The sequence below is a fragment of the Bacillus pseudomycoides DSM 12442 genome (assembly GCF_000161455.1).
Lineage (GTDB): Bacteria > Bacillota > Bacilli > Bacillales > Bacillaceae_G > Bacillus_A > Bacillus_A pseudomycoides.
This window is the reverse complement of the sequence record NZ_CM000745.1, coordinates 3,755,274-3,782,273: the sequence shown is the minus strand read 5'-3', so window position 1 is coordinate 3,782,273 and position 27,000 is coordinate 3,755,274. Positions and strand designations below refer to the sequence as shown.

The 27,000-nt window shown below is 38.0% G+C and carries 23 protein-coding genes, 1 pseudogene and 1 other annotated feature; of the genes and pseudogenes, 21 read left to right on the top strand and 3 right to left on the bottom strand.

What is annotated here, in order from left to right; all coding sequences use genetic code 11:
• Window positions 1-48 precede the first annotated feature (48 nt).
• The 3 genes from lonB to ysxC all read left to right on the top strand — a co-directional run bounded on the left by lonB (window position 49) and on the right by ysxC (window position 5,005).
• Window positions 49-1,719: an ATP-dependent protease LonB gene (gene lonB / locus BPMYX0001_RS19210; RefSeq protein WP_003200791.1), complete on the top strand. Its 1,671-nt coding sequence runs from the start codon at window positions 49-51 to the stop codon at window positions 1,717-1,719.
• Window positions 1,720-2,081: 362 nt separating this feature from the next.
• Window positions 2,082-4,412 carry an endopeptidase La gene (lon, locus tag BPMYX0001_RS19205; RefSeq protein ID WP_006096079.1) on the top strand — a complete coding sequence of 777 codons (2,331 nt, stop codon included), beginning with the start codon at window positions 2,082-2,084 and terminating at the stop codon, window positions 4,410-4,412.
• On the top strand, window positions 4,409-5,005 hold the full coding sequence (gene ysxC / locus BPMYX0001_RS19200) for a ribosome biogenesis GTP-binding protein YsxC (protein WP_018764396.1): 597 nt from the start codon (window positions 4,409-4,411) through the stop codon (window positions 5,003-5,005). The genes lon and ysxC overlap by 4 nt, the downstream gene beginning before the upstream one ends.
• Window positions 5,006-5,032: 27 nt before the next feature.
• Here ysxC and BPMYX0001_RS19195 read toward each other — a convergent pair whose 3' ends face one another.
• Together BPMYX0001_RS19195 and BPMYX0001_RS19190 are read right to left on the bottom strand one after the other, a co-directional pair.
• The gene (locus BPMYX0001_RS19195; protein ID WP_003200800.1) at window positions 5,033-5,449 is read right to left on the bottom strand and encodes an organic hydroperoxide resistance protein; all 417 of its coding nucleotides are present in this window, start codon (window positions 5,447-5,449) and stop codon (window positions 5,033-5,035) included.
• 2 nt (window positions 5,450-5,451) lie between these two features.
• A complete protein-coding gene (locus BPMYX0001_RS19190) occupies window positions 5,452-5,904 on the bottom strand; it encodes a MarR family winged helix-turn-helix transcriptional regulator (protein WP_006096077.1) in 453 nt (150 codons plus the stop codon).
• A 626-nt stretch (window positions 5,905-6,530) separates the two neighbouring features.
• Here BPMYX0001_RS19190 and hemA point away from each other — a divergent pair.
• From hemA to ysxE, 8 genes and pseudogenes are all read left to right on the top strand, one after another.
• Window positions 6,531-7,868 carry a glutamyl-tRNA reductase gene (hemA, locus tag BPMYX0001_RS19185; protein WP_006096076.1) on the top strand — a complete coding sequence of 446 codons (1,338 nt, stop codon included), beginning with the start codon at window positions 6,531-6,533 and terminating at the stop codon, window positions 7,866-7,868.
• A 16-nt stretch (window positions 7,869-7,884) separates the two neighbouring features.
• The gene (locus BPMYX0001_RS19180; RefSeq protein ID WP_006096075.1) at window positions 7,885-8,718 is read left to right on the top strand and encodes a cytochrome c biogenesis protein; all 834 of its coding nucleotides are present in this window, start codon (window positions 7,885-7,887) and stop codon (window positions 8,716-8,718) included.
• A gap of 15 nt (window positions 8,719-8,733) precedes the next feature.
• Window positions 8,734-9,663 carry a hydroxymethylbilane synthase gene (hemC, locus tag BPMYX0001_RS19175; protein WP_003200809.1) on the top strand — a complete coding sequence of 310 codons (930 nt, stop codon included), beginning with the start codon at window positions 8,734-8,736 and terminating at the stop codon, window positions 9,661-9,663.
• 2 nt (window positions 9,664-9,665) lie between these two features.
• Window positions 9,666-10,423, top strand: a pseudogene (hemD, locus tag BPMYX0001_RS29575) (uroporphyrinogen-III synthase).
• Between the two features lie 31 nt (window positions 10,424-10,454).
• Window positions 10,455-11,444 carry a porphobilinogen synthase gene (hemB, locus tag BPMYX0001_RS19165; RefSeq protein WP_006096072.1) on the top strand — a complete coding sequence of 330 codons (990 nt, stop codon included), beginning with the start codon at window positions 10,455-10,457 and terminating at the stop codon, window positions 11,442-11,444.
• A complete protein-coding gene (gene hemL, locus BPMYX0001_RS19160; protein WP_006096071.1) occupies window positions 11,444-12,733 on the top strand; it encodes a glutamate-1-semialdehyde 2,1-aminomutase in 1,290 nt (429 codons plus the stop codon). Before hemB ends, hemL begins: the two co-directional genes overlap by 1 nt.
• Before the next feature lie 180 nt (window positions 12,734-12,913).
• Window positions 12,914-13,945, top strand: coding sequence for a stage VI sporulation protein D (gene spoVID / locus BPMYX0001_RS19155; protein WP_080740069.1), 1,032 nt, complete (start codon window positions 12,914-12,916; stop codon window positions 13,943-13,945).
• 78 nt (window positions 13,946-14,023) lie between these two features.
• Window positions 14,024-15,049 (top strand): spore coat protein YsxE, encoded by a 1,026-nt coding sequence (ysxE, locus tag BPMYX0001_RS19150; RefSeq protein WP_026008448.1) that lies wholly within the window; start codon window positions 14,024-14,026, stop codon window positions 15,047-15,049.
• 27 nt (window positions 15,050-15,076) lie between these two features.
• Here the strand turns inward: ysxE and BPMYX0001_RS19145 are convergent, their stop codons facing one another.
• Window positions 15,077-15,271 carry a hypothetical protein gene (locus BPMYX0001_RS19145; protein ID WP_018764391.1) on the bottom strand — a complete coding sequence of 65 codons (195 nt, stop codon included), beginning with the start codon at window positions 15,269-15,271 and terminating at the stop codon, window positions 15,077-15,079.
• 278 nt (window positions 15,272-15,549) lie between these two features.
• Window positions 15,550-15,781, top strand: a binding site (T-box leader).
• Window positions 15,782-15,818: 37 nt separating this feature from the next.
• On the opposite strand from BPMYX0001_RS19145, the gene BPMYX0001_RS19140 reads away from it, so the two are divergent.
• The 10 genes from BPMYX0001_RS19140 to minD all read left to right on the top strand — a co-directional run bounded on the left by BPMYX0001_RS19140 (window position 15,819) and on the right by minD (window position 26,817).
• Window positions 15,819-18,464 (top strand): valine--tRNA ligase, encoded by a 2,646-nt coding sequence (locus BPMYX0001_RS19140; protein ID WP_003208630.1) that lies wholly within the window; start codon window positions 15,819-15,821, stop codon window positions 18,462-18,464.
• Window positions 18,465-18,579: 115 nt separating this feature from the next.
• Entirely contained in the window at window positions 18,580-19,881 is a 1,302-nt protein-coding gene (locus tag BPMYX0001_RS19135) for a bifunctional folylpolyglutamate synthase/dihydrofolate synthase (protein WP_033799122.1), read from the top strand.
• A gap of 322 nt (window positions 19,882-20,203) precedes the next feature.
• Window positions 20,204-21,163, top strand: a complete 960-nt coding sequence (locus BPMYX0001_RS19130; RefSeq protein ID WP_006096067.1) for a hypothetical protein — start codon at window positions 20,204-20,206, stop codon at window positions 21,161-21,163.
• A gap of 198 nt (window positions 21,164-21,361) precedes the next feature.
• Complete coding sequence (locus tag BPMYX0001_RS19125; RefSeq protein ID WP_006096066.1) at window positions 21,362-21,937, top strand: Maf family protein; 576 nt, start codon at window positions 21,362-21,364, stop codon at window positions 21,935-21,937.
• Window positions 21,938-21,984: 47 nt separating this feature from the next.
• On the top strand, window positions 21,985-22,662 hold the full coding sequence (gene radC, locus BPMYX0001_RS19120) for a RadC family protein (protein ID WP_003200830.1): 678 nt from the start codon (window positions 21,985-21,987) through the stop codon (window positions 22,660-22,662).
• A gap of 159 nt (window positions 22,663-22,821) precedes the next feature.
• Window positions 22,822-23,838: a cell shape-determining protein MreB gene (mreB, locus tag BPMYX0001_RS19115; protein ID WP_003200832.1), complete on the top strand. Its 1,017-nt coding sequence runs from the start codon at window positions 22,822-22,824 to the stop codon at window positions 23,836-23,838.
• Between the two features lie 41 nt (window positions 23,839-23,879).
• Complete coding sequence (gene mreC / locus BPMYX0001_RS19110) at window positions 23,880-24,734, top strand: rod shape-determining protein MreC (RefSeq protein WP_018764385.1); 855 nt, start codon at window positions 23,880-23,882, stop codon at window positions 24,732-24,734.
• Between the two features lie 12 nt (window positions 24,735-24,746).
• Entirely contained in the window at window positions 24,747-25,289 is a 543-nt protein-coding gene (gene mreD, locus BPMYX0001_RS19105; protein WP_003200835.1) for a rod shape-determining protein MreD, read from the top strand.
• A gap of 35 nt (window positions 25,290-25,324) precedes the next feature.
• Complete coding sequence (gene minC / locus BPMYX0001_RS19100; protein ID WP_003200837.1) at window positions 25,325-26,011, top strand: septum site-determining protein MinC; 687 nt, start codon at window positions 25,325-25,327, stop codon at window positions 26,009-26,011.
• A gap of 2 nt (window positions 26,012-26,013) precedes the next feature.
• Window positions 26,014-26,817, top strand: a complete 804-nt coding sequence (gene minD, locus BPMYX0001_RS19095) for a septum site-determining protein MinD (protein WP_003200838.1) — start codon at window positions 26,014-26,016, stop codon at window positions 26,815-26,817.
• The last annotated feature ends 183 nt before the right edge of the window (window positions 26,818-27,000 follow it).

The window sequence follows — 27,000 nt, the reverse complement described above, 5'->3', positions numbered from 1 at the left end:
CCTCCCAGGAAATACTAAATGGTAAAACATAGCGGGAGGAAATGAATTATGAGCTGGACAAACATATTCTTACTTGTTCAACTTGTTTTTGGTGTAATTGTCGGATTGTATTTTTGGCATTTGCTCCGAAACCAGCGAACACAAAAAGTTTCAATTGATCGAGAATCGAAAAAAGAATTAGAACAACTTCGCAAAATGCGCGAGATTTCTTTGACAGAACCACTTGCCGAGAAGGTACGTCCTACATCTTTTTTAGATATTGTTGGCCAAGAGGACGGAATTAGATCATTAAAGGCAGCACTGTGTGGACCGAACCCGCAGCATGTCATTATATATGGACCTCCTGGGGTAGGGAAAACAGCGGCAGCACGTCTTGTGTTAGAAGAAGCGAAGAAAAATCAAAAATCACCATTTCGTATGAATGCAACATTTATTGAACTAGATGCAACAACTGCCCGCTTTGATGAGCGTGGCATTGCTGATCCTTTAATTGGCTCGGTACATGATCCGATTTATCAAGGTGCAGGTGCAATGGGGCAAGCAGGAATTCCACAACCGAAAAAAGGTGCCGTAACGGATGCACATGGTGGCATTTTATTTATTGATGAAATTGGTGAATTGCATCCAATCCAGATGAATAAAATGTTAAAAGTATTAGAAGATCGCAAAGTATTTTTGGAAAGTGCATACTACAGTGAAGAAAATTCAATGATTCCAACATACATACATGATATTTTTCAAAAAGGCTTACCAGCAGATTTCCGCTTAGTCGGAGCGACAACTCGTTCTCCAGATGAAATTCCTCCTGCTATTCGTTCTCGTTGTTTAGAAGTTTTCTTCCGTGAACTTGATACAGAAGAAATTCAAAAAGTAGCGAAGAATGCAGCTGAAAAAGTGAAAATGGAAATTGGAAAACAAGGTGTTGAAATGATCGGCATGTATGCAAGAAATGGAAGAGAAGCCATTAATCTTGTGCAAATTTCTGCAGGAATGGCGATTAATGAGGGACGTTCTTTTATTAAAGATGAGGATATTGAATGGGTTGTACATTCTAGTCAGCTTACTCCAAAATATGAAAAGCGTATTTATCCAATTCCGAAGATCGGTCTTGTAAACGGTCTTGCAGTATATGGACCGAATACAGGGGCGCTATTAGAAATTGAAGTAATGGCAATCCCAGCTGCGGAAAAAGGTACGATAAATGTTACAGGAATTGTGGAAGAAGAGAGTATTGGTAGTCAAACAAAATCGATTCGCCGTAAAAGTATGGCAAAAGGATCCGTTGATAATGTATTAACCGTGCTCCGCTCCCTAGACTTGTTACCAGAAGGATATGATATACATATTAATTTCCCAGGTGGTATTCCAATTGATGGTCCTTCAGCAGGCATTGCAATGGCAACAGGTGTATATTCAGCGCTTCACCAAGTGTATGTGAATAACGAAATAGCGATGACCGGAGAAATAAGTATTCATGGAGAAGTAAAACCAGTAGGCGGCGTATATGCAAAAGTAAAAGCAGCAAAAAAGGCAGGAGCGAAAAAGGTTATTATTCCTGCTGAAAACATGCAGCCATTTTTATATACGATAAAGGGTATCGAGATTATTCCCGTTCGAAAATTAAAAGAAGTTTTTGCGTTAACATTCGTCCAGGAAAAATTGCATCGTGAAATTGATGTGCATCGCGAGCTAGATGAAGGCGATGTACAATCGATGTAAATTAAATCGGGTTCTAAGAAGTGATTTCCTTTTAGGTAAATGGGAAATAGAACATGTAATATTTGCCAGACTTCGTTTAAGTTTGTATGCTTAAGCGAGGTCCCTTTTTCTTTTATCCCGCTATTCGTGGGCAATAAGCCCCTACTTCAAAGCCCAGAGAGAAGAGGAGGAAATAGGTAGGGCAACTTACCTGTAAAAGCCCGATTGGTGATGGTTAACTAAGGCCCCTACGGCTGGAAGTTTCACTTTATAGAGAAAGAAAAAGTAGGAGATTTGCAATTGCAAGGAATCTCTGCAATTGCATCCAAGTGTATTGTAATATAAAATAGTTGAACAGGAGTTTAATTTATTATGGAGGTGCTATGTCTAGTATGAATACGAACGAAAGAATTGTGCCCCTCCTACCATTAAGAGGCGTTCTCGTATATCCAACGATGGTTCTGCATCTTGATGTAGGACGTGATAAATCAATACAAGCACTAGAGCAGGCAGCAATGGATGAAAATATCATCTTTTTAGCGATGCAAAAAGAAATGAATATCGATGATCCAAAAGAAGATGACATATATAGTGTGGGTACAGTAGCGAAAGTAAAGCAGATGTTAAAACTGCCGAACGGTACGCTTCGTGTCCTTGTAGAAGGTTTACATAGAGCAGAAATTGTAGAATTTATTGAAGAAGAAAATGTAATACAGGTTTCTATTCAAACAGTAACAGAGGAAGAAGAAGGCGATCTAGAAGAAAAGGCTCTAATGCGCACGTTACTTGAACATTTCGAGCAATATATTAAAGTTTCGAAAAAAATATCGAATGAAACGTTTGCGACAGTAGTAGATGTTGAAGAACCTGGCCGCCTAGCTGATTTAATTTCTTCTCATCTACCAATTAAAACAAAACAAAAGCAAGAAATTTTGGAGATTAGATCAGCGAAAGAAAGATTACATACGCTCATTTCCATTATTCAAGATGAACAGGAACTACTTAGTTTAGAAAAGAAAATTGGACAAAAGGTGAAACGTTCGATGGAACGTACGCAAAAAGAATATTTCTTGCGTGAACAAATGAAGGCGATTCAAACAGAACTTGGTGATAAAGAAGGTAAAGGCGGCGAAGTAGAGGAACTTCGCGAAAAAATCGAAGAGGCTGGAATGCCAGAAGAAACGAAGAAAGCTGCCCTAAAAGAATTAGATCGTTATGAAAAGTTGCCAGTAAGTTCTGCAGAGAGTGGTGTCATTCGCAATTATCTGGATTGGTTATTAGCACTTCCGTGGACAGAAGCGACAGAGGATATGATCGATTTAGCACATTCTGAAACGATTTTAAATAGAGATCATTATGGTCTTGAGAAAGTGAAAGAACGTGTACTGGAATATTTAGCTGTACAAAAGCTAACAAATTCTTTAAAAGGACCAATTCTTTGTCTAGTAGGCCCTCCGGGTGTTGGGAAAACATCTTTAGCTCGTTCGATTGCCACATCGTTAAATCGTAATTTTGTCCGTGTTTCCCTTGGTGGTGTTCGTGATGAATCTGAAATTCGTGGTCACCGTCGTACATATGTGGGAGCAATGCCAGGGCGTATTATTCAAGGGATGAAGAAGGCAAAAACAATCAACCCAGTCTTTTTATTAGATGAGATTGATAAGATGTCCAATGATTTCCGCGGCGATCCGTCTGCTGCATTATTAGAAGTATTAGACCCGGAGCAAAACCATAATTTTAGCGATCATTATATTGAAGAGCCGTACGACCTATCAAAAGTAATGTTTGTTGCAACTGCAAATACGCTTGCGAGCATTCCAGGTCCGCTCCTTGATCGTATGGAAATTATTTCGATTGCTGGTTATACAGAGATTGAAAAGGTACATATTGCTCGTGAACATTTATTGCCGAAGCAATTAAAAGAACATGGCTTGCGAAAAGGGAATTTACAAATTCGTGATGAAGCCCTGCTTGAAATTATTCGCTACTATACGCGCGAGGCTGGTGTTCGAACGTTAGAACGTCAAATTGCAAAGATTTGTCGTAAAGCAGCAAAGATTATTGTAACAGAAGAGCGTAAACGTATTATTGTAACGGAAAAAAATATTACAGACCTACTTGGTAAACATATATTCCGTTATGGGCAAGCTGAAACGAAAGATCAAGTTGGAATGGCAACTGGTTTAGCGTATACAGCTGCTGGCGGTGATACACTCGCAATTGAAGTATCTGTATCACCAGGAAAAGGAAAATTAATTTTAACAGGGAAACTTGGGGATGTTATGAAAGAATCCGCACAAGCTGCATTTAGTTATATTCGCTCTCGTGCAGAAGAACTTCATATCGATTCAAATTTCCATGAAAAGAATGACATCCATATTCATGTTCCAGAAGGAGCAGTGCCAAAGGATGGTCCATCAGCTGGTATTACGATGGCAACGGCGCTTATTTCCGCATTGACAGGTGTACCTGTCAGTAAAGAAGTAGGGATGACAGGTGAAATTACCCTTCGTGGTCGTGTATTACCAATCGGTGGTTTAAAAGAAAAAACATTAAGTGCTCATCGCGCAGGCTTAACAAAAATTATTTTGCCAGCCGAAAATGAAAAGGATTTAGATGATATTCCAGAAAGCGTAAAAGAAAACCTTACGTTTGTGCTTGTGTCTCATTTAGACGAAGTATTGGAGCACGCATTAGTAGGAGTGAAACAATGAAAGTAACAAAAGCAGATATTGTCATTAGTGCTGTTAAACCAGAACAATATCCAGATGGTGACTTACCAGAAATTGCATTAGCAGGTCGTTCTAATGTTGGGAAGTCTTCCTTTATTAATAAAATTTTAAATCGTAAAAAGTTAGTGCGTATTTCTTCTAAACCAGGAAAAACGCAGACACTCAACTTTTTCTTAATTAATGAAATGATGCATTTTGTCGATGTTCCAGGTTATGGATATGCGAAAGTATCGAAAACAGAGCGAGCGGCATGGGGCAGAATGATTGAAACCTATTTTACAACGCGTGAGCAATTAGATGCGGCTGTATTAGTAGTTGATCTACGTCACCCGCCGACAAACGATGATGTTATGATGTATGATTTCTTAAAGCATTATGAAATTCCAACAATCATCATTGCAACAAAAGCCGATAAAATTCCGAAAGGGAAATGGCAAAAGCATTTGAAGGTTGTGAAAGAAACGCTTGATATTGAACAAGGTGATGAAGTTGTTCTATTTTCATCGGAAACAGGGCTTGGAAAAGAAGAAGCGTGGAAAGCCATTCATAAGTTTACAAAAACAAAAAACGTGTGACGATTCGTCGCACGTTTTTTTGTTTACTTATAGTACGTTTAATGTAACTTCAATATTTCCTCTAGTCGCTTTTGAATATGGACATACGCCATGTGCAGCTTCTACAAGCTCTCGTGCTTCAGCATGAGAAACGCCAGCTACACGTACATCAAGTACAGCAGATAATCCAAAACCACCGTCCGTATCTTTCCCAATTGAAATATGAGCTGTCACTTCTGTACTTTCTACTTTTACACGTTTTGTACGAATAACAAGTTGTAATGCACTATCAAAGCATGCTGCATAACCAGCTGCAAATAATTGTTCTGGGTTCGTTGCTTCGCCGCCCATACCGCCTAATGCTTTTGGCATCTTCACATCAAGGTTTAGAATGCCGTCTTCAGAAACAACTTTCCCGTTTCTTCCACCTGTTGCAGTTACAGTTGCTGTGTATAATTTTTCCATCCTTATTCCCCTTTTCTATCATTTATTGGTTTCATGGTTTCAATTAATTTATTTAATTGAACTAATAATGATCGGTATTCTTGCTCTGTAATTCCTAAATTGATAGCAATGGTTTTTGGCAATGAACATGCTTTTTCTTTTAAAGCGTGTCCTTGTTCTGTTAGTTCAATGCACACCTTGCGTTCATCTTCCTTAGAACGAACACGTTTAACTAATCCTAATGTTTCCATGCGTTTTAACATAGGGGTTAAAGTGCCGGAATCTAAAAATAGACGTTCACCAATTTCTTTTACAGTTAATCCATCTTGCTCCCAAAGTACTAATAATGTAATGTACTGTGGATACGTAATACCCATTTCTTCTAAATAAGGTCGATAAAAGCGTGTTACTTCCCTAGAGCAAGCATAAATAGAAAAGCAAAGCTGATTATCGAGATGCAAAGGATTATCTTTCATGAGCATCCCTCCTTTTTAATTGTGCACAATTAAATTTTGTAAAATAAATATAACGAAAAAGAAATGAGATGTCAAATACATTGCAACGAAAAAATTTTGAGTAATGTGTCACATGAAAGAAGTTGTTACATTTTGGAACAATCATACATATTTTTCTGTATGATGAAAGAAGATAGAGAAAGAGAGTATTTCAATTCGTATGGAATAGTTTCCATCACTTGATTCTGATAGATTTTTTTGGTAACGTACAAATAGAGTTATTATTTTATAATGATTATAAAGTAAGGTATATATACATTTTGATTTTCTAACATATAAGTCGCTGTTATGAAGAACAAAAGGTGACATGTACTCGTTTTCTCTCTTTGTTTTAACTTGGCATGGGGCAGGGAGAGGATCTGACCGCTTCTATGCGTGGCTGGATGCTCTCTCCCACCTAAAGATTAGGTTTTATGTCGTTTTTTCAATTTGCATTTATATAGTCAGATGAGTAATGTATTTCCTGCTAGGTGTGAAAAGCAGAAAAAATAATTTGTTGATGTTCACACGATTGTCAGATTCATAACAGGAAAGTTGTATTATGATAGTAGATAAGGTGATAAAACGGTTGAAGGGGGACATGCTGCGTGCATATTCTTGTTGTTGGTGTAAATTATCGAACAGCCCCTGTAGAATTTCGTGAGAAACTAACATTTCAGGCAGCGGAGTTAGAGCAGGCAATGACAACGTTACAAAATCAAAAGAGCGTGTTAGAAAATGTCATTGTATCAACGTGTAACCGCACAGAAATCTATGCTGTCGTCGATCAATTACACACGGGACGATATTACATTAAGAAATTTTTAGCTGATTGGTTTCAGCTTGGTATAGAAGAGGTTTCACCATATTTGTCTATTTTTGAACAAGATGGTGCCGTGGAACATTTATTCCGTGTAACGTGCGGATTAGATTCTATGGTAGTGGGTGAAACACAAATCTTAGGACAAATTCGAAATAGCTTCTTAGAGGCGCAAAAAGTGAAAGCAACAGGGACAATTTTTAATGAATTGTTCAAACAAGTCATTACGTTAGCAAAGCGTGCGCATTCAGAAACAGCAATTGGTGAAAGTGCCATGTCTGTTAGCTATGCTGCTGTTGAACTTGGAAAGAAAATTTTCGGCGATTTAACAGACTGTCATGTTTTGATTCTTGGCGCTGGAAAGATGGGTGAACTTGCCCTGCAAAACTTATATGGAAGCGGAGCTCGTAAAGTGACCGTTATGAACCGTACGTTTACGAAAGCGGAAACAATGGCCGAGAAATATATGGGGCATGCAAAACCGTTAAGTGAATTGCAGTGTGCGCTTTTAGAAGCGGATATTTTAATTAGTTCAACTGGTGCTTCAGATTACGTGATTACGAAAGAAATGATGACAAGAGTGGAGCGTATACGCTGTGGTCGTCCATTATTTATGGTAGATATTGCAGTGCCGCGTGATATTGATCCGACAATCGATGAGCTAGAAGGTTCTTTCTTGTACGATATTGATGATTTACAAGGTGTAGTAGAAGCCAATCGTTCTGAACGTTTGAAAGAGGCGGAAAAAATTCAGCTTATGATCGAAGAGGAAATCGTTATATTTAAAGCTTGGTTAAATACGCTTGGCGTTGTTCCTTTAATATCAGCTTTACGTGATAAAGCATTAGCGATTCAAAGTGATACGATGCAAAGTCTTGAACGAAAAATTCCAACGCTTAGTGATCGTGAAAGAAAAGTGATTAGTAAGCATACGAAAAGTATTATCAATCAACTGCTAAAGGATCCAATTTTAGTAGCGAAAGAGTTAGCGGCCGAAGAGGGAGCTACGGAAAAGCTCGCTTTATTTGCGAAAATTTTTGATTTAGAAGTGCAAGAAGCGGCCATGGAACATATTGAAGAACCAGAGCATAAACGAGTGTGGACAGCATCCGTTCCATCTTTATAACTGGAAGGATGATCGGATGGGTTTTTTAAATAATAGTATTATTTATCATATCGCAATTATTTTATATGCTTGTAGCATTAGTTTATATTTTATAGATTATTTCCAAAGTAACCGAAAGGCGAATCGAATTGCTTTTTGGTTACTTGCGATTGTATGGGTATTACAGTCTATTTTTATGTTACTTCGAGCTATGGAATCAGAGACGAATCCGATTTTGACATTATTGTCAGGGATTTATTTTTATGTGTGGCTATTAATTACAATGTCACTCGTAATCAATCGATTTATGCGCATTGACTTTTTAGTCTTTTTTACAAATGTCATTGCTTTTGGCGTAAGCGCTTTTTCTATTTTCACTCCGCTCGGAAAAATGTCGCCTGTACTCGCACATCAATTAGTTTCAGAGCTTGTATACGTGCATGTAGGAATGGCGATTATTTCCTATGCGGCGTTTACAGTATCGTTTATTTTTTCCATTATGTACTTGTTGCAATATCGATTATTAAAACAAAAAAAATGGAATGCAAGATTAAGAAGGTTAGGAAACTTACCGAAGCTTGAGTCGATGTCATATGGATTAAATTTATTTTCTGTTCCGTTTTTCCTATTAGCTATTTTGCTTGGATGTATATGGGGATATACAAAACTAGATAATTTCCATTGGTATGACACGAAAGTAATCGGGTCTTTTGTTGTTTTGTTTGTCTATTGCATGGGTCTATATTTACGAGGGTCAGATATATTGCAAGGTAAGAAAATTATAAACTGGAACATTGGAGCCTTTCTCGTTATGTTAATCAATATTTTTCTATTAAGCAGTTTATCCAACTTCCACTTTTGGTATTTATAATGAGGAGAGAACATTATGCGCAAAATTATTGTAGGTTCAAGAAAGAGTAAGCTAGCATTAACACAAACAAATTGGTTTATTGATCAATTAAAAGCGCTTGGTTTACCATATGAATTTGAAGTGAAAGAAATTGTTACAAAAGGTGATGTTATTTTAGATGTGACGCTTTCTAAAGTAGGTGGGAAAGGCTTGTTTGTAAAAGAAATTGAACACGCACTACTTATGAAAGAAATCGATATGGCTGTACATAGTATGAAGGATATGCCAGCTGTACTTCCAGATGGATTAACAATTGGGTGTATACCAAAGCGTGTCGATCCGCGTGATGCGTTCATCTCAAAAAACGGGGAATCATTTGAGGACTTAGCAGAAGGTGCAATTCTTGGTACGAGTAGTTTACGACGTAGTGCGCAGTTACTCGCTGCTAGACCAGATTTACAAGTGAAGTGGATTCGTGGAAATATTGATACGAGATTACGTAAATTAAAAGAAGAAGATTATGATGCAATCATTTTAGCAACGGCTGGATTGCAGAGAATGGGCTGGGATGATGATGTAATTACAGAACACTTAGATGAAACATTATGTGTACCAGCTGTAGGACAAGGTGCCTTAGCGATTGAATGTCGTGAGGATGATGCAGATCTATTGCAATTATTATCACATATGAATGATGCTGTAACAGAACGAACAGTAGCGGCTGAACGAGTATTCCTTCATAAACTTGAAGGTGGTTGCCAAGTACCGATCGCTGGTTATGCAACGCTTCAGAAGAATGATGAAATTGAATTAACAGCTCTTGTCGGTTCTATGGATGGTTCAGTCTTGTTAAAAGAAATTGTCACAGGTGTGAATCCAGAGCAAGTTGGCTTAGAGGCAGCGGATCGTTTAATTAAGCAAGGAGCAAAAGAGCTCATTCTTGCTGCGAATAAGGAGCAACATTAATCATGGATGCTCTTGCTGGCAAAACAGTACTGATTACGCGTGCCCAGCATCAAGCAAAACAAATGAGTGTAGCGGTGAAAAAACAGGGCGGAATTCCATTGGAAATTCCGCTTTTGCATATAGAAGGTGTATCTCAGCAGGAATTTCAAGGTATATCTCAGCAGCTTCATACATATGACTGGGTTATTTTTACGAGTAAAAATGGTGTGAGTTTTTTTTAGATGGTTTGTGTCAGGAAATACCCCCTACTGTTCGCATTGCTGCAGTAGGGGTGAAAACAGGACAAGAATTAGAAAAGCGGGGTTATGAGGTTCATTTTGTCCCAAAGACTTTTGTCGCGGAAGCTTTCGTTTTAGAATTTGTAAGAGAGTTAAACGGGACAGAACGCATTTTATTTCCAAAAGGGAATTTAGCTAGAGATATTATTCCAAATAAACTCCGCGATCTTGATGTGTTTTTAGAAGAATTTGTCGTGTATGAAACGAAAACAAATCATGAGAAGCAGCTAGACCTTATCGCAGCTCTAGAGTTAGGTAAGGTAGATGTTGTTACATTTACGAGTCCCTCTACTGTTACAAGCTTTGTGAAATTACTTGAGGGCACAAACTGGAGAGAATGGACAAAAAAATGTACAATTGCTTGTATAGGACCGATAACAGAGCAAGAGGCAAGGCGTTATTTTGCTGGTGTAATCGTTCCAAAAGAATATACAGTAGAAGCATTAATACAGTGCATTTCAAAATATAATCAAAATGCATAGTCTAAATAAAAAGAATGGGAGATAGAAATCTATGAATTCTTTACAATTTAATCGTCATCGTCGTTTAAGACAAAGCAAAAATATGCGTGCGCTTGTACGTGAAACATTTTTACATACAGAAGATTTTATTTATCCTATTTTTGTATTAGAAGGAGAGAATGTTCGTAACGAAGTTCCTTCTATGCCGGATGTATATCAAATTTCTTTAGATCTTCTGCAAGCTGAAATGCAAGAAGTGGTAGATTTAGGTATTCGTTCTGTTATCGTATTTGGTTTGCCTGCTGAAAAAGATGAAGTTGGATCTTCTGCATTTTGTGAACACGGCATTGTACAACGTGCGATCAAACAAATTAAAGAGCAGTTTCCAGAGTTAGTAGTAGTGGCGGATACATGTTTATGCCAATATACAAGCCATGGGCATTGCGGGGTTATTGAGGATGGAATCATTTTAAATGATGAATCACTTGAAGTTCTTGCAAAAACAGCAGTGAGCCAAGCAAAAGCAGGAGCAGATATTATCGCACCATCTAACATGATGGATGGATTTGTAACGGCGATTCGCCATGCGTTAGATGAGAACGGTTTTGCACACGTACCGGTTATGTCATACGCTGTGAAATACTCGTCTGCATTTTACGGTCCATTCCGCGATGCTGCGCACGGTGCACCGCAATTTGGTGATCGTAAAACGTATCAAATGGATCCAGCAAACCGTATGGAAGCATTCCGTGAGGCTGAATCAGATGTAATGGAAGGAGCGGATTTCTTAATTGTAAAACCGGCCCTTTCTTACTTAGATATCATTCGCGATGTGAAAAACAATTTCAATTTACCAATCGTGGCTTATAATGTGAGCGGAGAATACTCAATGATTAAAGCGGCAGCGCAAAATGGTTGGATTAATGAAAAAGAGATTGTACTTGAGAAACTATTGAGCATGAAACGTGCAGGAGCAGATTTAATTATTACGTATCATGCGAAAGACGCAGCACGATGGTTACAAGAAGGAGGAATACAATAATGAAAAAGTTTGATAAATCGATTGAAGCGTTTGAAACAGCGCAAGATTTAATGCCTGGCGGCGTAAATAGCCCAGTTCGTGCATTTAAGTCCGTTGGTATGAATCCGCTTTTTATGGAGCGCGGAAAAGGCTCTAAAGTGTATGATATTGACGGGAACGAATATATCGACTACGTATTATCATGGGGACCGCTTATTCACGGACATGCAAATGAACGTGTTGTGGAATCATTAAAAGCTGTTGCTGAAAAAGGAACGAGCTTTGGTGCGCCAACAGAGATTGAAAATAAATTAGCGCAGCTTGTAATTGAGCGTGTGCCATCGATTGAAATTGTACGTATGGTAAATTCAGGAACAGAAGCGACGATGAGTGCCCTTCGTCTAGCACGTGGTTATACAGGTCGTAATAAAATTTTGAAATTTATTGGTTGTTACCATGGTCATGGTGATTCGCTATTAATTAAAGCAGGTTCAGGTGTTGCGACGCTTGGTTTACCAGATAGCCCAGGTGTACCTGAAGGTGTAGCGAAAAATACGATTACAGTAGCGTATAACGATTTGGAGAGTGTAAAATATGCGTTCGAGCAATTCGGTGACGATATTGCTTGTGTTATCGTAGAGCCAGTGGCAGGGAATATGGGAGTAGTTCCACCACAACAAGGATTTTTAGAAGGACTTCGTGAAGTGACAAAGCAAAATGGTGCATTGCTTATTTTTGATGAAGTGATGACAGGATTCCGCGTTGCTTACAACTGTGGACAAGGTTATTACGGTGTAACACCTGATTTAACTTGTTTAGGAAAAGTAATCGGTGGCGGCCTACCAGTAGGAGCATACGGTGGTAAAGCGGAAATTATGCGCCAAGTTGCACCGAGCGGACCGATTTACCAAGCAGGTACATTATCTGGTAATCCTTTAGCAATGACTGCAGGTTATGAAACATTAGTACAATTAACGCCAGAGTGTTATCAAGAGTTTGAGCGTAAAGCTGAAATGTTAGAAAATGGCCTGCGTAAAGCGGCTGAAAAACACGGTATTCCGCATCATATAAACCGCGCAGGTTCAATGATAGGTATATTCTTCACGAATGAACCAGTTATTAACTACGATGCAGCAAAAACGTCTAACTTAGAGTTCTTCGCAGCTTACTATCGTGAAATGGTAGAGCAAGGTGTATTCTTACCACCTTCTCAATTTGAAGGATTATTCTTATCAACAGCACATAGTGATGCAGATATTGAAGCGACAATTGCAGCGGCAGAAATTGCGATGTCGAAATTAAAAGCGTAAATAAAAAGGTTGCCGGGATCGTCCTGGCAACCTTTTTATTAATGACTAGAGATCATGTCGCATATTGTCGGAATGCCGATATATTTTAAAAAGCGTCGATATATGAAAAATGAATAGGAAGATCACATGTGCAGTTCGATTTTTTACTCATAAAATGATTCCGAGACACATAAACCTGTAATGACATACAGTTTGGGAGGGGGAAAAGAAGTGGCAACAGATCATTCATTACGTTTTTCATTAAAAGAATCGGTTTGGTTCCAAAAAGGACAGGAAGTCGAAGAACTTTTGTCAATTTCGTTAGATCCAGACGTTGAGATAGAAGAGCTTGAATACGAAGTAATTGTGAGAGGTCAATTGGATTTAACGGGAGAATATGTTGCAAGGCAAGATGATTCTGCGTTTTCATTACGAGATTTATCTCCAGCGAAATCCATTGATTATGTAGAAACGCGAGAAGATGGTGTAAACGAACTTGTGCACTCTTTTCCGTTAGAAATTTCGATTCCACGAAACCGAGTGAAACAAGTTGAAGAATTGTATGTTTCCATTGAGGAATTCGATTATGAATTAAAGGAAAATGGTTGTTTACAGCTATTAGCGGACATATCGATATCTGGATTATGTGAGGATGAGAGAATACAGAATGAAGTGCAAGAGGAAGAGATAGAGAATGTGGAAGTTGATAGAACCGAGGAAATAAAACTGGTGGATGAGGATACATTGCCGGTAGAAGTGGAAGAAGTAACAGTTCATACAGAATCAAACGGATGGGAAGATTATGCATTTGAGCCTTTCCAATTAGAGGAGCGCAAAGAACAAGAATTAGAAGAAGAGGTAGAAGATCTAGAAGAACATGAAGAGGAAGAACGAGAAGAGGAAGCAAAAGAAACTACACCACAGTTTGAATTCTTTGGCCGGAAGGATTTTCAGAAAAAGAAGGAAAAGGAATTACAGGAAGAAGCAGAAACGGCATACTCACAACGGGATGAAAATGCATTATATTTAACAAAATTGTTTACGAAAGAGCCGGAAGAAGAATTTACGAAATTACGTATGTATTTTGTGCAAGAAGGGGATACAATTGAATCGGTTGCGGATCGATATGAAACGTCGGTCCAGCATTTACATCGTGTGAATCAAACAGATGATGTATATTTAACTGCAGGGCAAATTATATATATACCTGTGTCAAAAGCAAAGACAAAGTGAGTGGAGAATTTTCTCCACTCATCTCTTTTCTTTTACCATAGTTCATCTTACGTTTTTGAATGAGAAAGGATCATTCGTATGGATATAGAATTGCGAGATCGTTATGCGCCGATCGTACAGCGGTATCAATTGGATGCCCACCATATGGAAGAGCATGGGAGTGTAATAAAAATTTATACGAATCAAGGTCCATATGCATTGAAAAAATTACCATCTCATCGATTGAAGCGAAATAATTTAATGTATCATGTTCAATTTTTACGTGAAAAGGGATTTACACATTATGTACCGATTTACCATGCGACAGATGGAAATCATATTTTGAGTGACGAAACATATAGTTATTATTTAATGCCTTGGCTTGAGCGAGCAGAAGGGAACGGAGAGGACAATGATCAATATCATAAAATGTTTCAGACGCTAGCGCTGCTTCATCAAAGGACGGTAAAAGAAGAAACGTATACTGAAGAAGCGTTAGAGGAGCATTATACAAATGTCTCTGATCGTTGGGAGAAAGATGGAGAATTCTTAGAGCAATTCCTCGTAGAGTCTGAGGCGAAATGGTATATGTCGCCGTTTGAATTGCAGTATTGTACGTATTTTCATCATGTGATGAGGGCGCGTGAATTTGCAACGAAACAGCTTTCGGAGTGGAATGAAGCGATGAAAGAAAAAGAAAAAACACGAGTTTCTTTTATTCATGGCAATGTATCGATGAATCATTTTTTATTCGATTATGAACGAAATGGTTATTTTATTAGTTTAGAAAGGTCTCAATTTGCAACACCAGTTCAAGATCTTGTTCGCTTTTATTCCCGCTCATTGAACACATATCCAATTACGAGAAGCGATCGCTTTGAATGGTATCAGGTGTATCAAAAGAATTTTCCGTTTACGAAAGAAGAACAACTCCTTATGTTTGCGTATCTAACATATCCGTCCCCATTTATTCGACAAATCCAATCTTATACAAGCAAACAGCAGAGCCGTAGTGAAAAGCAAGAACTTCAAGGTGTGAAAATGTTACAACAAGCGCATTGGCTTGTAAGTAATATAGAGTATTTTATTTCACAATTTCAAGCAGCGCAGCAAGGGAATGAGTAACAGCCGTAGTCTCAAGTGTCCTTGAGGCTACGGCTGAAAATGCAAGCGAATCGTTGCTACAACAAAGATGATAAGGATGATGAAATCTAAGAAAGTTGGAAGTAGTAATGTACGAATCCCTTGGAAAATCGTAAGGGGAATTGCAAAATCAGCAAACATCGTTTGTAAATTTCTAACCCATGAAGGGGCCGAAAAATTGTAGGTGCGTCGGTATCGTCGCATAATCATTCCTCCGTATAGAAAGGCTATTGCTGCACATGAACCTTAAAAGATGAAAGGGTAATATTACAGTATGCGGGGTAAGTACCTAAGGTGCTTGTGCTGCATACCTTCATTTTCCGTGTATATATTACAGGGAATTTAGTTAAGCTGATTGGTAATTGTATGTTGTTTTTATCAAAATAGAATTTATTAATTGTAGAAACTTGCTGAAAAATATTTTTATCTTGACGAATATGGTTTCGTTTTTTACACTATTGTATATAATAAATAACAATTATATAAATGCGTTGAAGGGGAAGAGTATAACATTAAACGTCTGCAGAGAGGAGAATTATTAGCTGTGAGATTCTCTAGATAGTCATGTTAGAAGGTAGCTCTGGAGCATCTTTTCTGAACGGAGTCATTCTCATTAGGAAAAGACGGATCTGTCCGTTATCAAATTAAGAGTATAAGCAAATTTTGAATTTGTTTGTAAATAAAGGTGGTACCACGATGTCCCTCGTCCTTTTTGGATGAGGGGCATTTTTTATTTTAAGGAGGGAAAATAATGTCAAATACGGAAAAGAATTTACCGACTAAATATGATCATATGTCCGTTGAAGAAGGCCTTTATAAATGGTGGCTAGACGGCAAATATTTCGAAGCAAAAGGAGATGCGGAAAAACAGCCGTATACAATTGTAATCCCGCCTCCAAACGTAACAGGTAAACTGCACTTAGGGCACGCTTGGGATACGACGCTTCAAGATATTTTGACGCGTACAAAGCGTATGCAAGGTTACGATGTATTATGGCTTCCAGGAATGGACCATGCTGGTATCGCAACACAGGCAAAAGTAGAAGGAAAACTTCGTGAAGAAGGTATTTCACGTTACGATCTTGGCCGTGAGAAATTCCTTGAGAAAGCATGGGAATGGAAAGAAGAATATGCTTCTCACATTCGTCAGCAATGGGGAAAAGTTGGTTTAGGATTAGATTACTCTCGTGAGCGCTTTACATTAGACGAAGGTTTATCTGATGCGGTTAATAAAGTATTCGTTCAATTATACGAAAAAGGTTTAATTTACCGCGGTGAATATATTATTAACTGGGATCCAGCAACACGCACAGCTCTTTCTGATATTGAAGTAATTCATAAAGAGATTCAAGGTGCATTCTACCATATGAACTACCCATTGACAGATGGATCTGGTCACATTCGACTTGCGACAACTCGTCCAGAAACAATGCTTGGCGATACAGCAGTAGCAGTTCATCCAGAAGATGATCGTTACAAGCATTTAATCGGAAAAACAGTTACACTTCCAATCGTAGGCCGTGAAATTCCGATTATTGCTGATGAGTACGTAGAAAAAGATTTCGGAACAGGCGTTGTGAAAATTACACCAGCTCATGATCCGAATGACTTTGAAGTAGGTAACCGACATGACTTACCTCGTATTTTAGTAATGAACGAAGATGGAACGATGAACGAAAAAGCTGGTAAGTATAACGGTATGGATCGTTTCGAATGCCGTAAAGAGTTAGTAAAAGACTTACAAGATGCTGGCGTATTAGTAGAAATCGAGCCTCATATGCATTCAGTAGGACATAGTGAGCGTAGCGGTGCAGTTGTTGAGCCTTACTTATCAACACAATGGTTCGTAAAAATGGGACCACTTGCAGAAAAGGCAGTAGAACTTCAACAAAAAGAAGAAGAAAAAGTAACGTTCGTACCAGAGCGTTTCGAGAACACATACTTACGCTGGATGGAAAACATTCACGACTGGTGTATTTCTCGTCAATTATGGTGGGGACACCGCATTCCAGCTTGGTATCATAAAGAAACTGGTGAAGTATACGTAGGTACGGAAGCACCAGCAGATATTGAAAACTGGAATCAAGATAACGACGTACTTGATACATGGTTTAGCTCAGCGTTATGGCCATTCTCAACACTTGGTTGGCCGAATGAAGATGCAGAAGACTTCAAACGTTACTATTCAACAGATGCTCTAGTAACTGGTTATGATATCATCTTCTTCTGGGTATCTCGTATGATTTTCCAAGGTTTAGAGTTTACAGGAGAGCGCCCATTTAAAGACGTATTAATTCACGGTTTAGTTCGTGATGAGCAAGGACGTAAAATGAGTAAATCTCTTGGTAACGGTATTGATCCAATGGATGTTATTGATAAGTACGGTGCAGATGCAATGCGCTTCTTCTTATCAACAGGAAGTGCACCAGGACAAGATTTACGCTTCAGCATGGAGAAAGTAGAATCTACTTGGAACTTCATTAATAAAATTTGGAATGCATCCCGTTTCGTATTAATGAACATGGATGACATGAAATATGAAGATATCGATTTAACTGGTGAAAAATCAGTTGCAGATAAGTGGATTTTAACCCGCTTAAATGAAACGATTGAAAGTGTAACACGTAACATGGATAAATATGAGTTCGGTGAAGCTGGCCGTTCATTATACAACTTCATTTGGGATGATTTCTGTGATTGGTATATTGAAATGGCGAAACTTCCATTATATGGTGAAGATGAAGTGGCTAAGAAAACAACTCGTTCAATTCTAGCATACGTACTAGACCAAACGATGCGTCTACTACACCCATTCATGCCATTCGTAACAGAGAAGATTTGGCAACACTTACCGCATGAAGGTGAATCTATTACAGTAGCAGCATGGCCGACAGTTCGCGAAGATTTACAAGATAAAGAAGCGGCAGCAGAAATGCACCTTCTAGTTGATATCATTCGCTCTGTTCGAAACATTCGTGCTGAAGTAAATACGCCAATGAGCAAAAAAGTTCAAATGCAAATTAAAGCAAAAGACGAAGCAGTACTAGCACAGCTTATGAAAAATAGCTCTTACATTGAGCGTTTCTGTAATCCAAGTGAATTAACAATTAAGACTGATTTACAAGCGCCAGAAAAAGCGATGACTGCAATCGTATCAGGTGCAGAGTTATTCTTACCGTTAGCTGATCTTATCAATCTTGATGAAGAGAAAGCGCGTCTTGAAAAAGAACTTGAGAAGTTCGATAAAGAAGTAGAACGTGTACAGAAGAAACTTGCAAACCAAGGTTTCGTAGCAAAAGCACCAGCGGCAGTTATTGAAGGAGAGCGTGCAAAAGAGCAAGATTATCTAGAAAAACGCGAAGCAGTTCGTCAACGTCTAGCTGATCTTCAAAAATAAAGTCATTCGAAAGAGACTCGCCATATTGGTGAGTCTCTTTTATTTGCGTATAATAGAGCTAGAATAATTCTTTGTTTTAGTTCTTTTTTATTGATTTGAAAGGGGAATGGCAAGCGTGGTACATACATACGAAGAAGCGATAGATTGGATTCATAGCCGATTAAAGTTTGGAATTAAACCAGGATTAGAGAGAATGCAGTGGATGCTAGGGGAGCTTGGAAATCCTGAACGTCACATAAAATGCGTTCATCTTGCAGGAACAAATGGAAAAGGTTCAACTTTAACATATATGCGTTATATGCTAGAGGCGGGAAAATATAAAGTTGGTACATTTACGTCTCCATACATTGAAACATTTAATGAGCGAATTAGTGTTAACGGTACACCGATTGCAGATAAAGAAATTACTGAGCTTGTAAATATGGTAAAACCGGTTGTTGAAAAATTAGATGAAACAGATTTAGGAGAAGCAACGGAGTTTGAAATTATTACAGTAATGGCAATCTGCTATTTTGGTAAAATAAACTTCTGTGACATCGTCTTGTTTGAAACAGGGCTTGGTGGTCGTTTTGATTCTACAAATGTAGTTCATCCAGTTCTTACAATGATTACAAATATCGGCCATGATCATATGCATATTTTAGGGAATACATTAGCTGAAATTGCGTACGAAAAAGCAGGAATTATTAAATCAGGAGTTCCCGTTATTACTGGTGTGCAGGATGAAGAAGCACTTGAGGTTATCCAAAAGATTGCTCAGGAAAAGAATGCAAATCTATATGAGTTTGGAAAGCAATTTACAGCTGTTCATCGGCGTTCCGATGAAGATGGAGAGCATTTTGATTTTTCTTGCCCGTTTGCTTCATTTGAGGAAGTTCAGATTTCGATGAAAGGAAGTCATCAAGTCGGAAATGCAGCATTGGCGTTGATGGGGATTATGTATCTTAAAACATACCTATCATTCTTAATGGAGGAAGAGCATATTGGCGTAGGATTAAGTGAAGCATATTGGATTGGCCGATTTGAACGACTGCAAAGCAATCCGGACGTAATTATAGATGGAGCTCATAATCCAGAAGGAATTGCAAGCCTTGTGAAAACAGTAAAGGCTCATTATAACGATAAAAACATCCTTGTTTTATTTACCGCTTTAGGTGATAAACAGCTAGACAATATGGTAGGGCAATTAGAAACAATTGCAGATGAAATGACTTTTACAACATTCACATTTGATCGTGCGATTTCTGCTGAGGAGCTTGCAGCTTACTCACGTAAGGAAACAAAACAAGTTTTTGAGAATTGGAAAGAAGCTATTGATGCGAAAATGAACAACCTCCAAGAAAATGATGTTTTCATCATAACAGGCTCTCTTTACTTTATTTCAGAAGTTAGAAAATACATTCGTGAAAAAAACTAGGACAGCAACTTGCTGCCCTAGTTTTTTGTTCTACAAATGCAGTCAAATACATACATATAAAGTGAAACTTCCATCAGTGGAGGTTTTTTTATTTCCCACTGATGGTTAGCCTTCACCAATCGGGCTTTTAGGGGCAGTTTATCCCCTAGCAACCTTCATAATTTTTATCCGCAATTTTGAGGTGGGGGATATTACTGCCTATTAATGCGGGATAAGATAACTATATGGGAAAATTTGACGAATCCCTCCGACAGATATCTCGTTTTTTTGTGAAGTGAATATGATATGATGCGGACAATGATAAGAGGTGAGGTGTGAGGGTATGGACAAGCAATCACGAACAATCTCGGTTAAAGTAAACGGAACGGAAGCAAAGTATGAAGAAAAGCAGAAAGAAAAGGAAGAATTTGATTGGATGGTAGTTGATAGTGAAACGTCGCAAAATGTAGTGCCCTTTCAAAAAAACAAGTTACCATCTATCCGGCAGCACCGAAAGAAATGGAATAATGTGCTTATTTTTACAGTTGCTACTGCGGTTATCATTGGCACAGTATTAGGGATGGGAATGCTTCACTTGTTAACGGGACAAGGTACAGTTCGGGAAGCTACGATAACAAGTGGAGAAAAGAATAATGGAGCAGAGCAAAAAGAAGTAACAGCTGGGGAGAAAAAAGAAGAAAAACAAAAGGTGGGGAATGCAGCTGCTTTAGAACCAATCACTTTATATTTCGTTCAGGGAGGTCTCTATTCTTCTGAAGAAAAAGGACAGGCAGCTACTCAGGAATGGAAAGACAATGGGGGCATAGCAGCGATTAAACCGACTGATGATAAGTATTCACTTGTAGTTGGAATTGCTAGTGATGAGCAATCGTTAGATAAATTAATCGGACAATATAAGAAAGATGGCGTATCAGTTTTGAAAAAGAAATGGGAAATTACAGATCGGGCATTGCTGAAAAGCGATAAAGAATCTGGTCCATTGTTAAGTAAGTTACAACTCTTATACGTCCATTTTGTAAAATACGCGACTAGTATACAACCTGGAAGTAAAAGTAATTCAAAAGAAATAGAAGCGATTGAAAAGGAATGGAAGGCAATTGAAAAAGAGGGGAAATCAATTAAGCGTGAGGATGTAAAAAAAATATATACGTATGCATCAGTAGCTGTGCAAACAATAAAAGAAGGAAAGACTGATAAAGAAGCAGTAGCTAAATTGAATCAAGTTATCATTGATGGTTTGCTTTCTTATGAAAAAGTGGTTTCGCAAAAAGCCAAAGAGTAGGATAATGGAATAAGAGGAAAGAAGTATGCATACTTCTTTCTTTTCTTTTGAATTATATAGCTATAGAAATGTTTTCACCTTATAGTGATAAAACATCATTTCTTAAAAAGAAAATGATGTTTTTGCAATTTGTAGGAAAGGTATTTGTTTGATACGATCAAGCTATATTTTTCTGCTTTATGTAAGAAAGGAGCATATATGAAAAAACTTATTTTAGCATCTGGGTCACCGCGCCGGAAGGAATTACTTGAACTAGCGGGTGTACCATTTGAAATTGTTGTGAGTGAAATAGAAGAAACAATCGGTGCGTATTCATCGCCCGCTGATATTGTGATGTCACTTGCTTTGCAAAAAGCGTCTGCTGTAGTAGAAAATCAAGAAGATAGTGTGGTATTAGGTGCAGATACAATTGTTACATATGAATCGCGTATTCTTGGAAAGCCTAAAGATGAAGCGGAAGCGAAAGAAATACTGCAACTATTATCAGGAAAAACACATGAAGTATATACAGGCGTTGCGCTCATTTCAAAAGAAAAAACAGTAACTTTCTACGAACGTACAGAAGTTACGTTTTGGGAGTTAACAGAAGAAGAGGTTGATGCGTATATTGCGACGAAAGAACCACTTGATAAGGCTGGAAGTTACGGTATTCAAGGAAAAGGTTCTATCTTTGTTCAACATATTCAGGGAGATTACTACAGTGTAGTGGGATTACCAATTGCACGACTTGTTCGTGAATTAAAACAGTTCGATAATGATGCATCCCATGCGTAAAATTGCATGGGGTTTTCTTTGCGAAAAATTGAAAAAGGAGTGAAAATATGAACGGTATTCGTGATGTTTTGAAAGAAGAACAACCACGGGAGCGTTTATTAGTAGAAGGAGCAAGCAGTTTATCGAATCGGGAACTTCTCGCAGTGCTACTTAGAACTGGTTCTAAAGAAGAATCAGTTCTAACATTAGCGGATCAAATTTTATATCATTTTGACGGATTACGAATGTTAAAAGATGCTACAATAGAAGAGATGACGAGTATTCATGGTGTAGGAATAGCAAAGGCCTCTCAGTTAATCGCTGCTTTTGAACTAGGGAGAAGGATGGTGCGTTTAGAGTACCAAAATCGATATAGTATTCGGAGTCCAGAAGATTGTGCTAGTTATATGATGGAAGAGATGCGTTTTTTACAACAAGAGCACTTTGTCTGTTTATACTTGAATACGAAAAATCAAGTTATGCATCGGCAGACTGTGTTTATTGGGAGTTTAAATGCCTCAATTGTGCATCCTCGCGAGGTTTTCAAAGAAGCTTTTCGTCGCGCAGCAGCCTCTATTATATGTCTGCATAACCACCCTTCAGGAGATCCTACGCCGAGTCGGGAAGATATTGAAGTGACAAAACGATTGGTAGAATGTGGAAGGATCATTGGAATTGAAGTCCTTGATCACATTATTATAGGCGACCATAAATTCGTGAGTTTAAAAGAAAAAGGTCATATTTAAGACTATTCTTTTTACCTATTTTGTTTTATAATGTGATTTATGAGTTTTTTGTAGGCATTCGCTTACAATAAAGGATAGAAAATATAAAAACGTACTGTTTTATTATAAATATAAAGTAAGAAAATGAGTCCGTGAAAATGAGAAAGGAAGATAGATGATATGTTTGGATTTGGTGGTTTTACTCGTGATCTTGGAATTGATTTAGGAACAGCAAACACGCTTGTATACGTGAAAGGAAAAGGTGTAGTTTTACGTGAACCTTCAGTTGTAGCATTGCAAACTGATTCGAAACAAATCGTTGCAGTTGGTAGCGATGCAAAACAAATGATTGGTCGTACACCAGGAAACGTAGTGGCTCTTCGCCCTATGAAAGATGGTGTAATCGCTGATTATGAAACAACAGCGACAATGATGAAATACTATATTCAACAAGCGCAAAAATCAAATGGATTTTTCTCTCGTAAGCCATATGTAATGGTATGTGTGCCATCTGGTATTACTGCTGTAGAAAGACGTGCAGTAATCGATGCAACTCGTCAAGCAGGTGCGCGTGATGCATATCCAATTGAAGAACCGTTTGCAGCAGCAATCGGTGCAAACTTACCTGTTTGGGAACCAACTGGTAGTATGGTTGTTGATATTGGCGGCGGAACAACAGAAGTTGCGATCATTTCTTTAGGCGGGATTGTAACAAGTCAATCTGTTCGTGTTGCTGGTGATGATATGGACGATTCAATCATTCAATACATTAAGAAAAGCTACAACTTAATGATCGGTGAAAGAACAGCAGAAGCATTAAAATTAGAAATCGGTTCTGCAGGCGAGCCAGAAGGTATTGAGCCAATGGAAATTCGTGGCCGTGATTTAGTAAGTGGTTTACCAAAAACAGTATTAATCAAGCCAGAAGAGATTGCAGATGCGTTAAAAGATACAGTAGATGCAATTGTAGAATCAGTGAAAAACACATTAGAAAAAACGCCACCTGAATTAGCAGCGGATATTATGGACCGTGGAATTGTATTAACAGGAGGCGGTGCATTACTTCGCAACTTGGACAAAGTAATTAGTGAAGAAACGAAAATGCCAGTTCTTGTTGCAGAAAATCCACTTGACTGTGTAGCAATTGGAACAGGTAAAGCTTTAGATAATATCGACCTTTTCAAAACTGCTCGATAATATTCCAAAATAAAAATCAATGAAATTAAGAGGGTGTGAACGTGCCACAGTTTTTCTTAAACAAAAGATTAATTGTTTTGCTAGTTAGTATTATTCTTCTCGTGGCATTGATTGGAATCTCACTGAAAGAACGGAAAAATCTAACATGGCCAGAGCAGTTTGTAAAAGATACTGTCGGTGTTGTAGAACGTGTATTCCAAAAGCCAGCGAATTATGTTGCCGGGTTCTTTGAGAACGTAGAAGATGTAAAGCGCACGTATGAAGAAAATAAAACATTAAAAGAAAAATTAGATAAGTATGCGGAATTATCCGTGAAAGTAAAAGATTTGGAAAAAGATAATGCGAAGCTTCGTGAAACGATTGATAAAAAAGATTCTCTTCGTGACTATAAGCCAATCCAAGCTACAGTGATTGCACGCAATCCGGACAAGTGGTATGACTTAATCGGAATTGATAGAGGTGCACAGCAAGGAATCCAGAAGGATATGGCTGTTATGACTTCAAAAGGGTTAGTCGGACGAGTGAAAAGTGTGTCTCAATTTACATCAACTGTAGAATTATTGAGTTCACTGAATCGAACAAATCGTATTTCTGCTGTAGTAGAAGGGCAAGAGCGTATTTTTGGATTGATTGAAGGATACGACAAGGAAAAACAATCTCTTGTTTTCACAAAGATTCCATCTGATGTAAAAGTAGAAAAAGATCAAACGGTTGTAACATCAGGATTAAGTGATATTTTCCCGAAAGGGTTAGTAATTGGGAAAATTGTAGATGTTGCACCAGATGAATATGGATTAACACAAACAGCTTACGTAAAACCTGCTGCGGATTTAAATGATGTAGACCATATTATGGTTACAAAAAGAGTTATGCCCTCAGCAGCGTTAGAACAGTAAGGGGGAGAAGATATGGCTATTTTGAAAAGAGCAATTCTTCCTCTGCTGCTTCTTTTTGTGTTTTTATTCGAAAATATGTTTTCTACTGTAGTTCCAACAGCATTGTTTTGGAAAGACAGTATTGCAGCTCCGCATTTCTTTATGATTGTGCTATGTTTTATTACCGTTTATTTTAGTCCTTTACAAGGTATTTACTATGGGCTATTATTTGGTTTTTTATTTGATACTGTATATACAGAACTTGTTGGTGTATATATATTTGCTTATCCAATTTTGGCGTATCTTGTGTATAGTACGATGAGAGTATTGCAATTGAATTTATTTATTGTTTCTTTTATCGTATTAACGGGAATTGCAGCATTAGAGTATTATGTATATGGATTTTTAACGCTACTAGGACGTATTCATGTACCGGCGCATATCTTTTTCTCAGATCGTCTCCTTGCTACTTTATTGTTAAATGGAATTTTCTTATTACTAGTTTGTTTCCCACTGAGACGATATCTTGTGCGTCTTTCAAAAGCGATGGAAGAAAAAGAAAAAAGGATTTTCTAATTTTATGTCGAATTGAATCGTTGGGGTGAACTTTAGTGGAAGAAAAAAAGCAACAAAATATAACGATAAAAGGGACAAAAGATGGACTGACATTACATTTAGATGATTGCTGTTCATTCTCTGAATTACTGCAAGAACTGGACGAAAAGCTTTCCACTCACTATTACGATGGTGATGGACGTTCATTAATCGAAGTACATGTTAAAGTTGGTAATCGCTATTTGACAGATGTACAGCAAGAAGAAATTCGCACTTTGATTCGTAATAAAAAAAATCTTGTTGTGGATTCCATTGAGAGTGATGTCATAACAAAAGCTGAAGCAATAGCGTGGAAAGAAGAAACAGAAATTGTCCCTGTTTCCAAAATTGTTCGCTCAGGTCAAGTATTGCATGTAAAAGGAAATCTATTGTTAATTGGAGATGTCAATCCAGGCGGAACGGTTATCGCTGGGGGAAATATTTTTGTCGTTGGATCATTACGAGGAATTGCGCATGCTGGATATTATGGGGATACAGATGCTGTCATTGCAGCATCTGTTATGAATCCAATGCAACTTCGAATTAGTGATGTGACAATGCGGGCTCCGGAAGAGAAAGAAGACGGAGCAGAGGCGGCGGAATGTGCGTATATTGATGAGAACAATCACATTGTTGTCGATCGCCTGCAACTTCTCACTCATCTTAGACCTAATTTAACAAAGTTAGAAAGGGGAATTGTATAGCTGTGGGAGAGGCAATAGTAATTACATCTGGAAAAGGCGGGGTAGGAAAGACTACAACGTCTGCAAACATTGGTACAGCCTTAGCATTATCCGGGAAAAAAGTATGTTTAATTGATACGGATATTGGTCTAAGAAACTTAGACGTAGTAATGGGGCTAGAAAATCGTATTGTATTTGATCTTGTTGATGTCGTCGAAGGTCGTTGTCGTTTACCTCAGGCTCTTATAAAAGATAAGCGCTTTGATGAACTTTATTTATTACCTGCAGCACAAACGAGCGATAAGTCAGCGGTAACACCTGAACAAATGGATGAGTTAATACAACTATTACGTCAAGATTATGATTATGATTACATATTAATTGATTGTCCTGCTGGTATTGAGCAGGGATTCAAAAACGCGGTGGCAGGTGCGGACAAAGCGATTGTTGTAACGACGCCTGAAGTATCTTCTATGCGTGATGCAGACCGTATTATTGGGCTTTTAGAAAAAGAAGATATCGAACCACCAAAACTTGTTATTAACCGTGTGCGTAGCCATATGCTACATGAGCAAGATATGCTAGATGTAGATGAAATTGTACGTACACTTTCGATTGAGTTGCTCGGAGTTGTCGAGGATGATGATGAAGTTATTCGTGCTACAAATACAGGTGAACCTGTAGCATTGCAGCCGAATGGAAAAGCATCATTAGCTTATCGGAATATTGCAAGACGTTTGCTAGGTGAATCTGTCCCTTTACAAGCGTTTGGGCAAGAAAAAGTATCTGTTTTTACAAAGATGAAAAATTTCTTTGGAATTCGTTAAAAGCACTTCGCATGTATGCGAGGTGCTTTCTTTTTTATTCTCATGAATATCTTCCTCTTAGGGTTCATACATATGTACAAACTGTATAAAGTTTGGAAAATAGAGAACTTTTATTTTCCCTGCTATTTGCGGGGGAAATAATCAGTAGGGAAGATAGTTTCACTTTACTTGCCTCTTGCAAGA

Excerpts from the sequence above, each read along its gene's own strand:
- lonB (WP_003200791.1), top strand. The coding sequence starts at position 49 with ATGAGCTGGACAAACATATTCTTACTTGTTCAACTTGTTTTTGGTGTA.
- lon (WP_006096079.1), top strand. The coding sequence starts at position 2,082 with ATGTCTAGTATGAATACGAACGAAAGAATTGTGCCCCTCCTACCATTA.
- ysxC (WP_018764396.1), top strand. The coding sequence starts at position 4,409 with ATGAAAGTAACAAAAGCAGATATTGTCATTAGTGCTGTTAAACCAGAA.
- BPMYX0001_RS19195 (WP_003200800.1), bottom strand. The coding sequence starts at position 5,449 with ATGGAAAAATTATACACAGCAACTGTAACTGCAACAGGTGGAAGAAAC.
- BPMYX0001_RS19190 (WP_006096077.1), bottom strand. The coding sequence starts at position 5,904 with ATGAAAGATAATCCTTTGCATCTCGATAATCAGCTTTGCTTTTCTATT.
- BPMYX0001_RS19180 (WP_006096075.1), top strand. The coding sequence starts at position 7,885 with ATGGGTTTTTTAAATAATAGTATTATTTATCATATCGCAATTATTTTA.
- hemC (WP_003200809.1), top strand. The coding sequence starts at position 8,734 with ATGCGCAAAATTATTGTAGGTTCAAGAAAGAGTAAGCTAGCATTAACA.
- hemB (WP_006096072.1), top strand. The coding sequence starts at position 10,455 with ATGAATTCTTTACAATTTAATCGTCATCGTCGTTTAAGACAAAGCAAA.
- hemL (WP_006096071.1), top strand. The coding sequence starts at position 11,444 with ATGAAAAAGTTTGATAAATCGATTGAAGCGTTTGAAACAGCGCAAGAT.
- spoVID (WP_080740069.1), top strand. The coding sequence starts at position 12,914 with ATGACATACAGTTTGGGAGGGGGAAAAGAAGTGGCAACAGATCATTCA.
- ysxE (WP_026008448.1), top strand. The coding sequence starts at position 14,024 with ATGGATATAGAATTGCGAGATCGTTATGCGCCGATCGTACAGCGGTAT.
- BPMYX0001_RS19145 (WP_018764391.1), bottom strand. The coding sequence starts at position 15,271 with ATGCGACGATACCGACGCACCTACAATTTTTCGGCCCCTTCATGGGTT.
- BPMYX0001_RS19140 (WP_003208630.1), top strand. The coding sequence starts at position 15,819 with ATGTCAAATACGGAAAAGAATTTACCGACTAAATATGATCATATGTCC.
- BPMYX0001_RS19130 (WP_006096067.1), top strand. The coding sequence starts at position 20,204 with ATGGACAAGCAATCACGAACAATCTCGGTTAAAGTAAACGGAACGGAA.
- BPMYX0001_RS19125 (WP_006096066.1), top strand. The coding sequence starts at position 21,362 with ATGAAAAAACTTATTTTAGCATCTGGGTCACCGCGCCGGAAGGAATTA.
- radC (WP_003200830.1), top strand. The coding sequence starts at position 21,985 with ATGAACGGTATTCGTGATGTTTTGAAAGAAGAACAACCACGGGAGCGT.
- mreB (WP_003200832.1), top strand. The coding sequence starts at position 22,822 with ATGTTTGGATTTGGTGGTTTTACTCGTGATCTTGGAATTGATTTAGGA.
- mreD (WP_003200835.1), top strand. The coding sequence starts at position 24,747 with ATGGCTATTTTGAAAAGAGCAATTCTTCCTCTGCTGCTTCTTTTTGTG.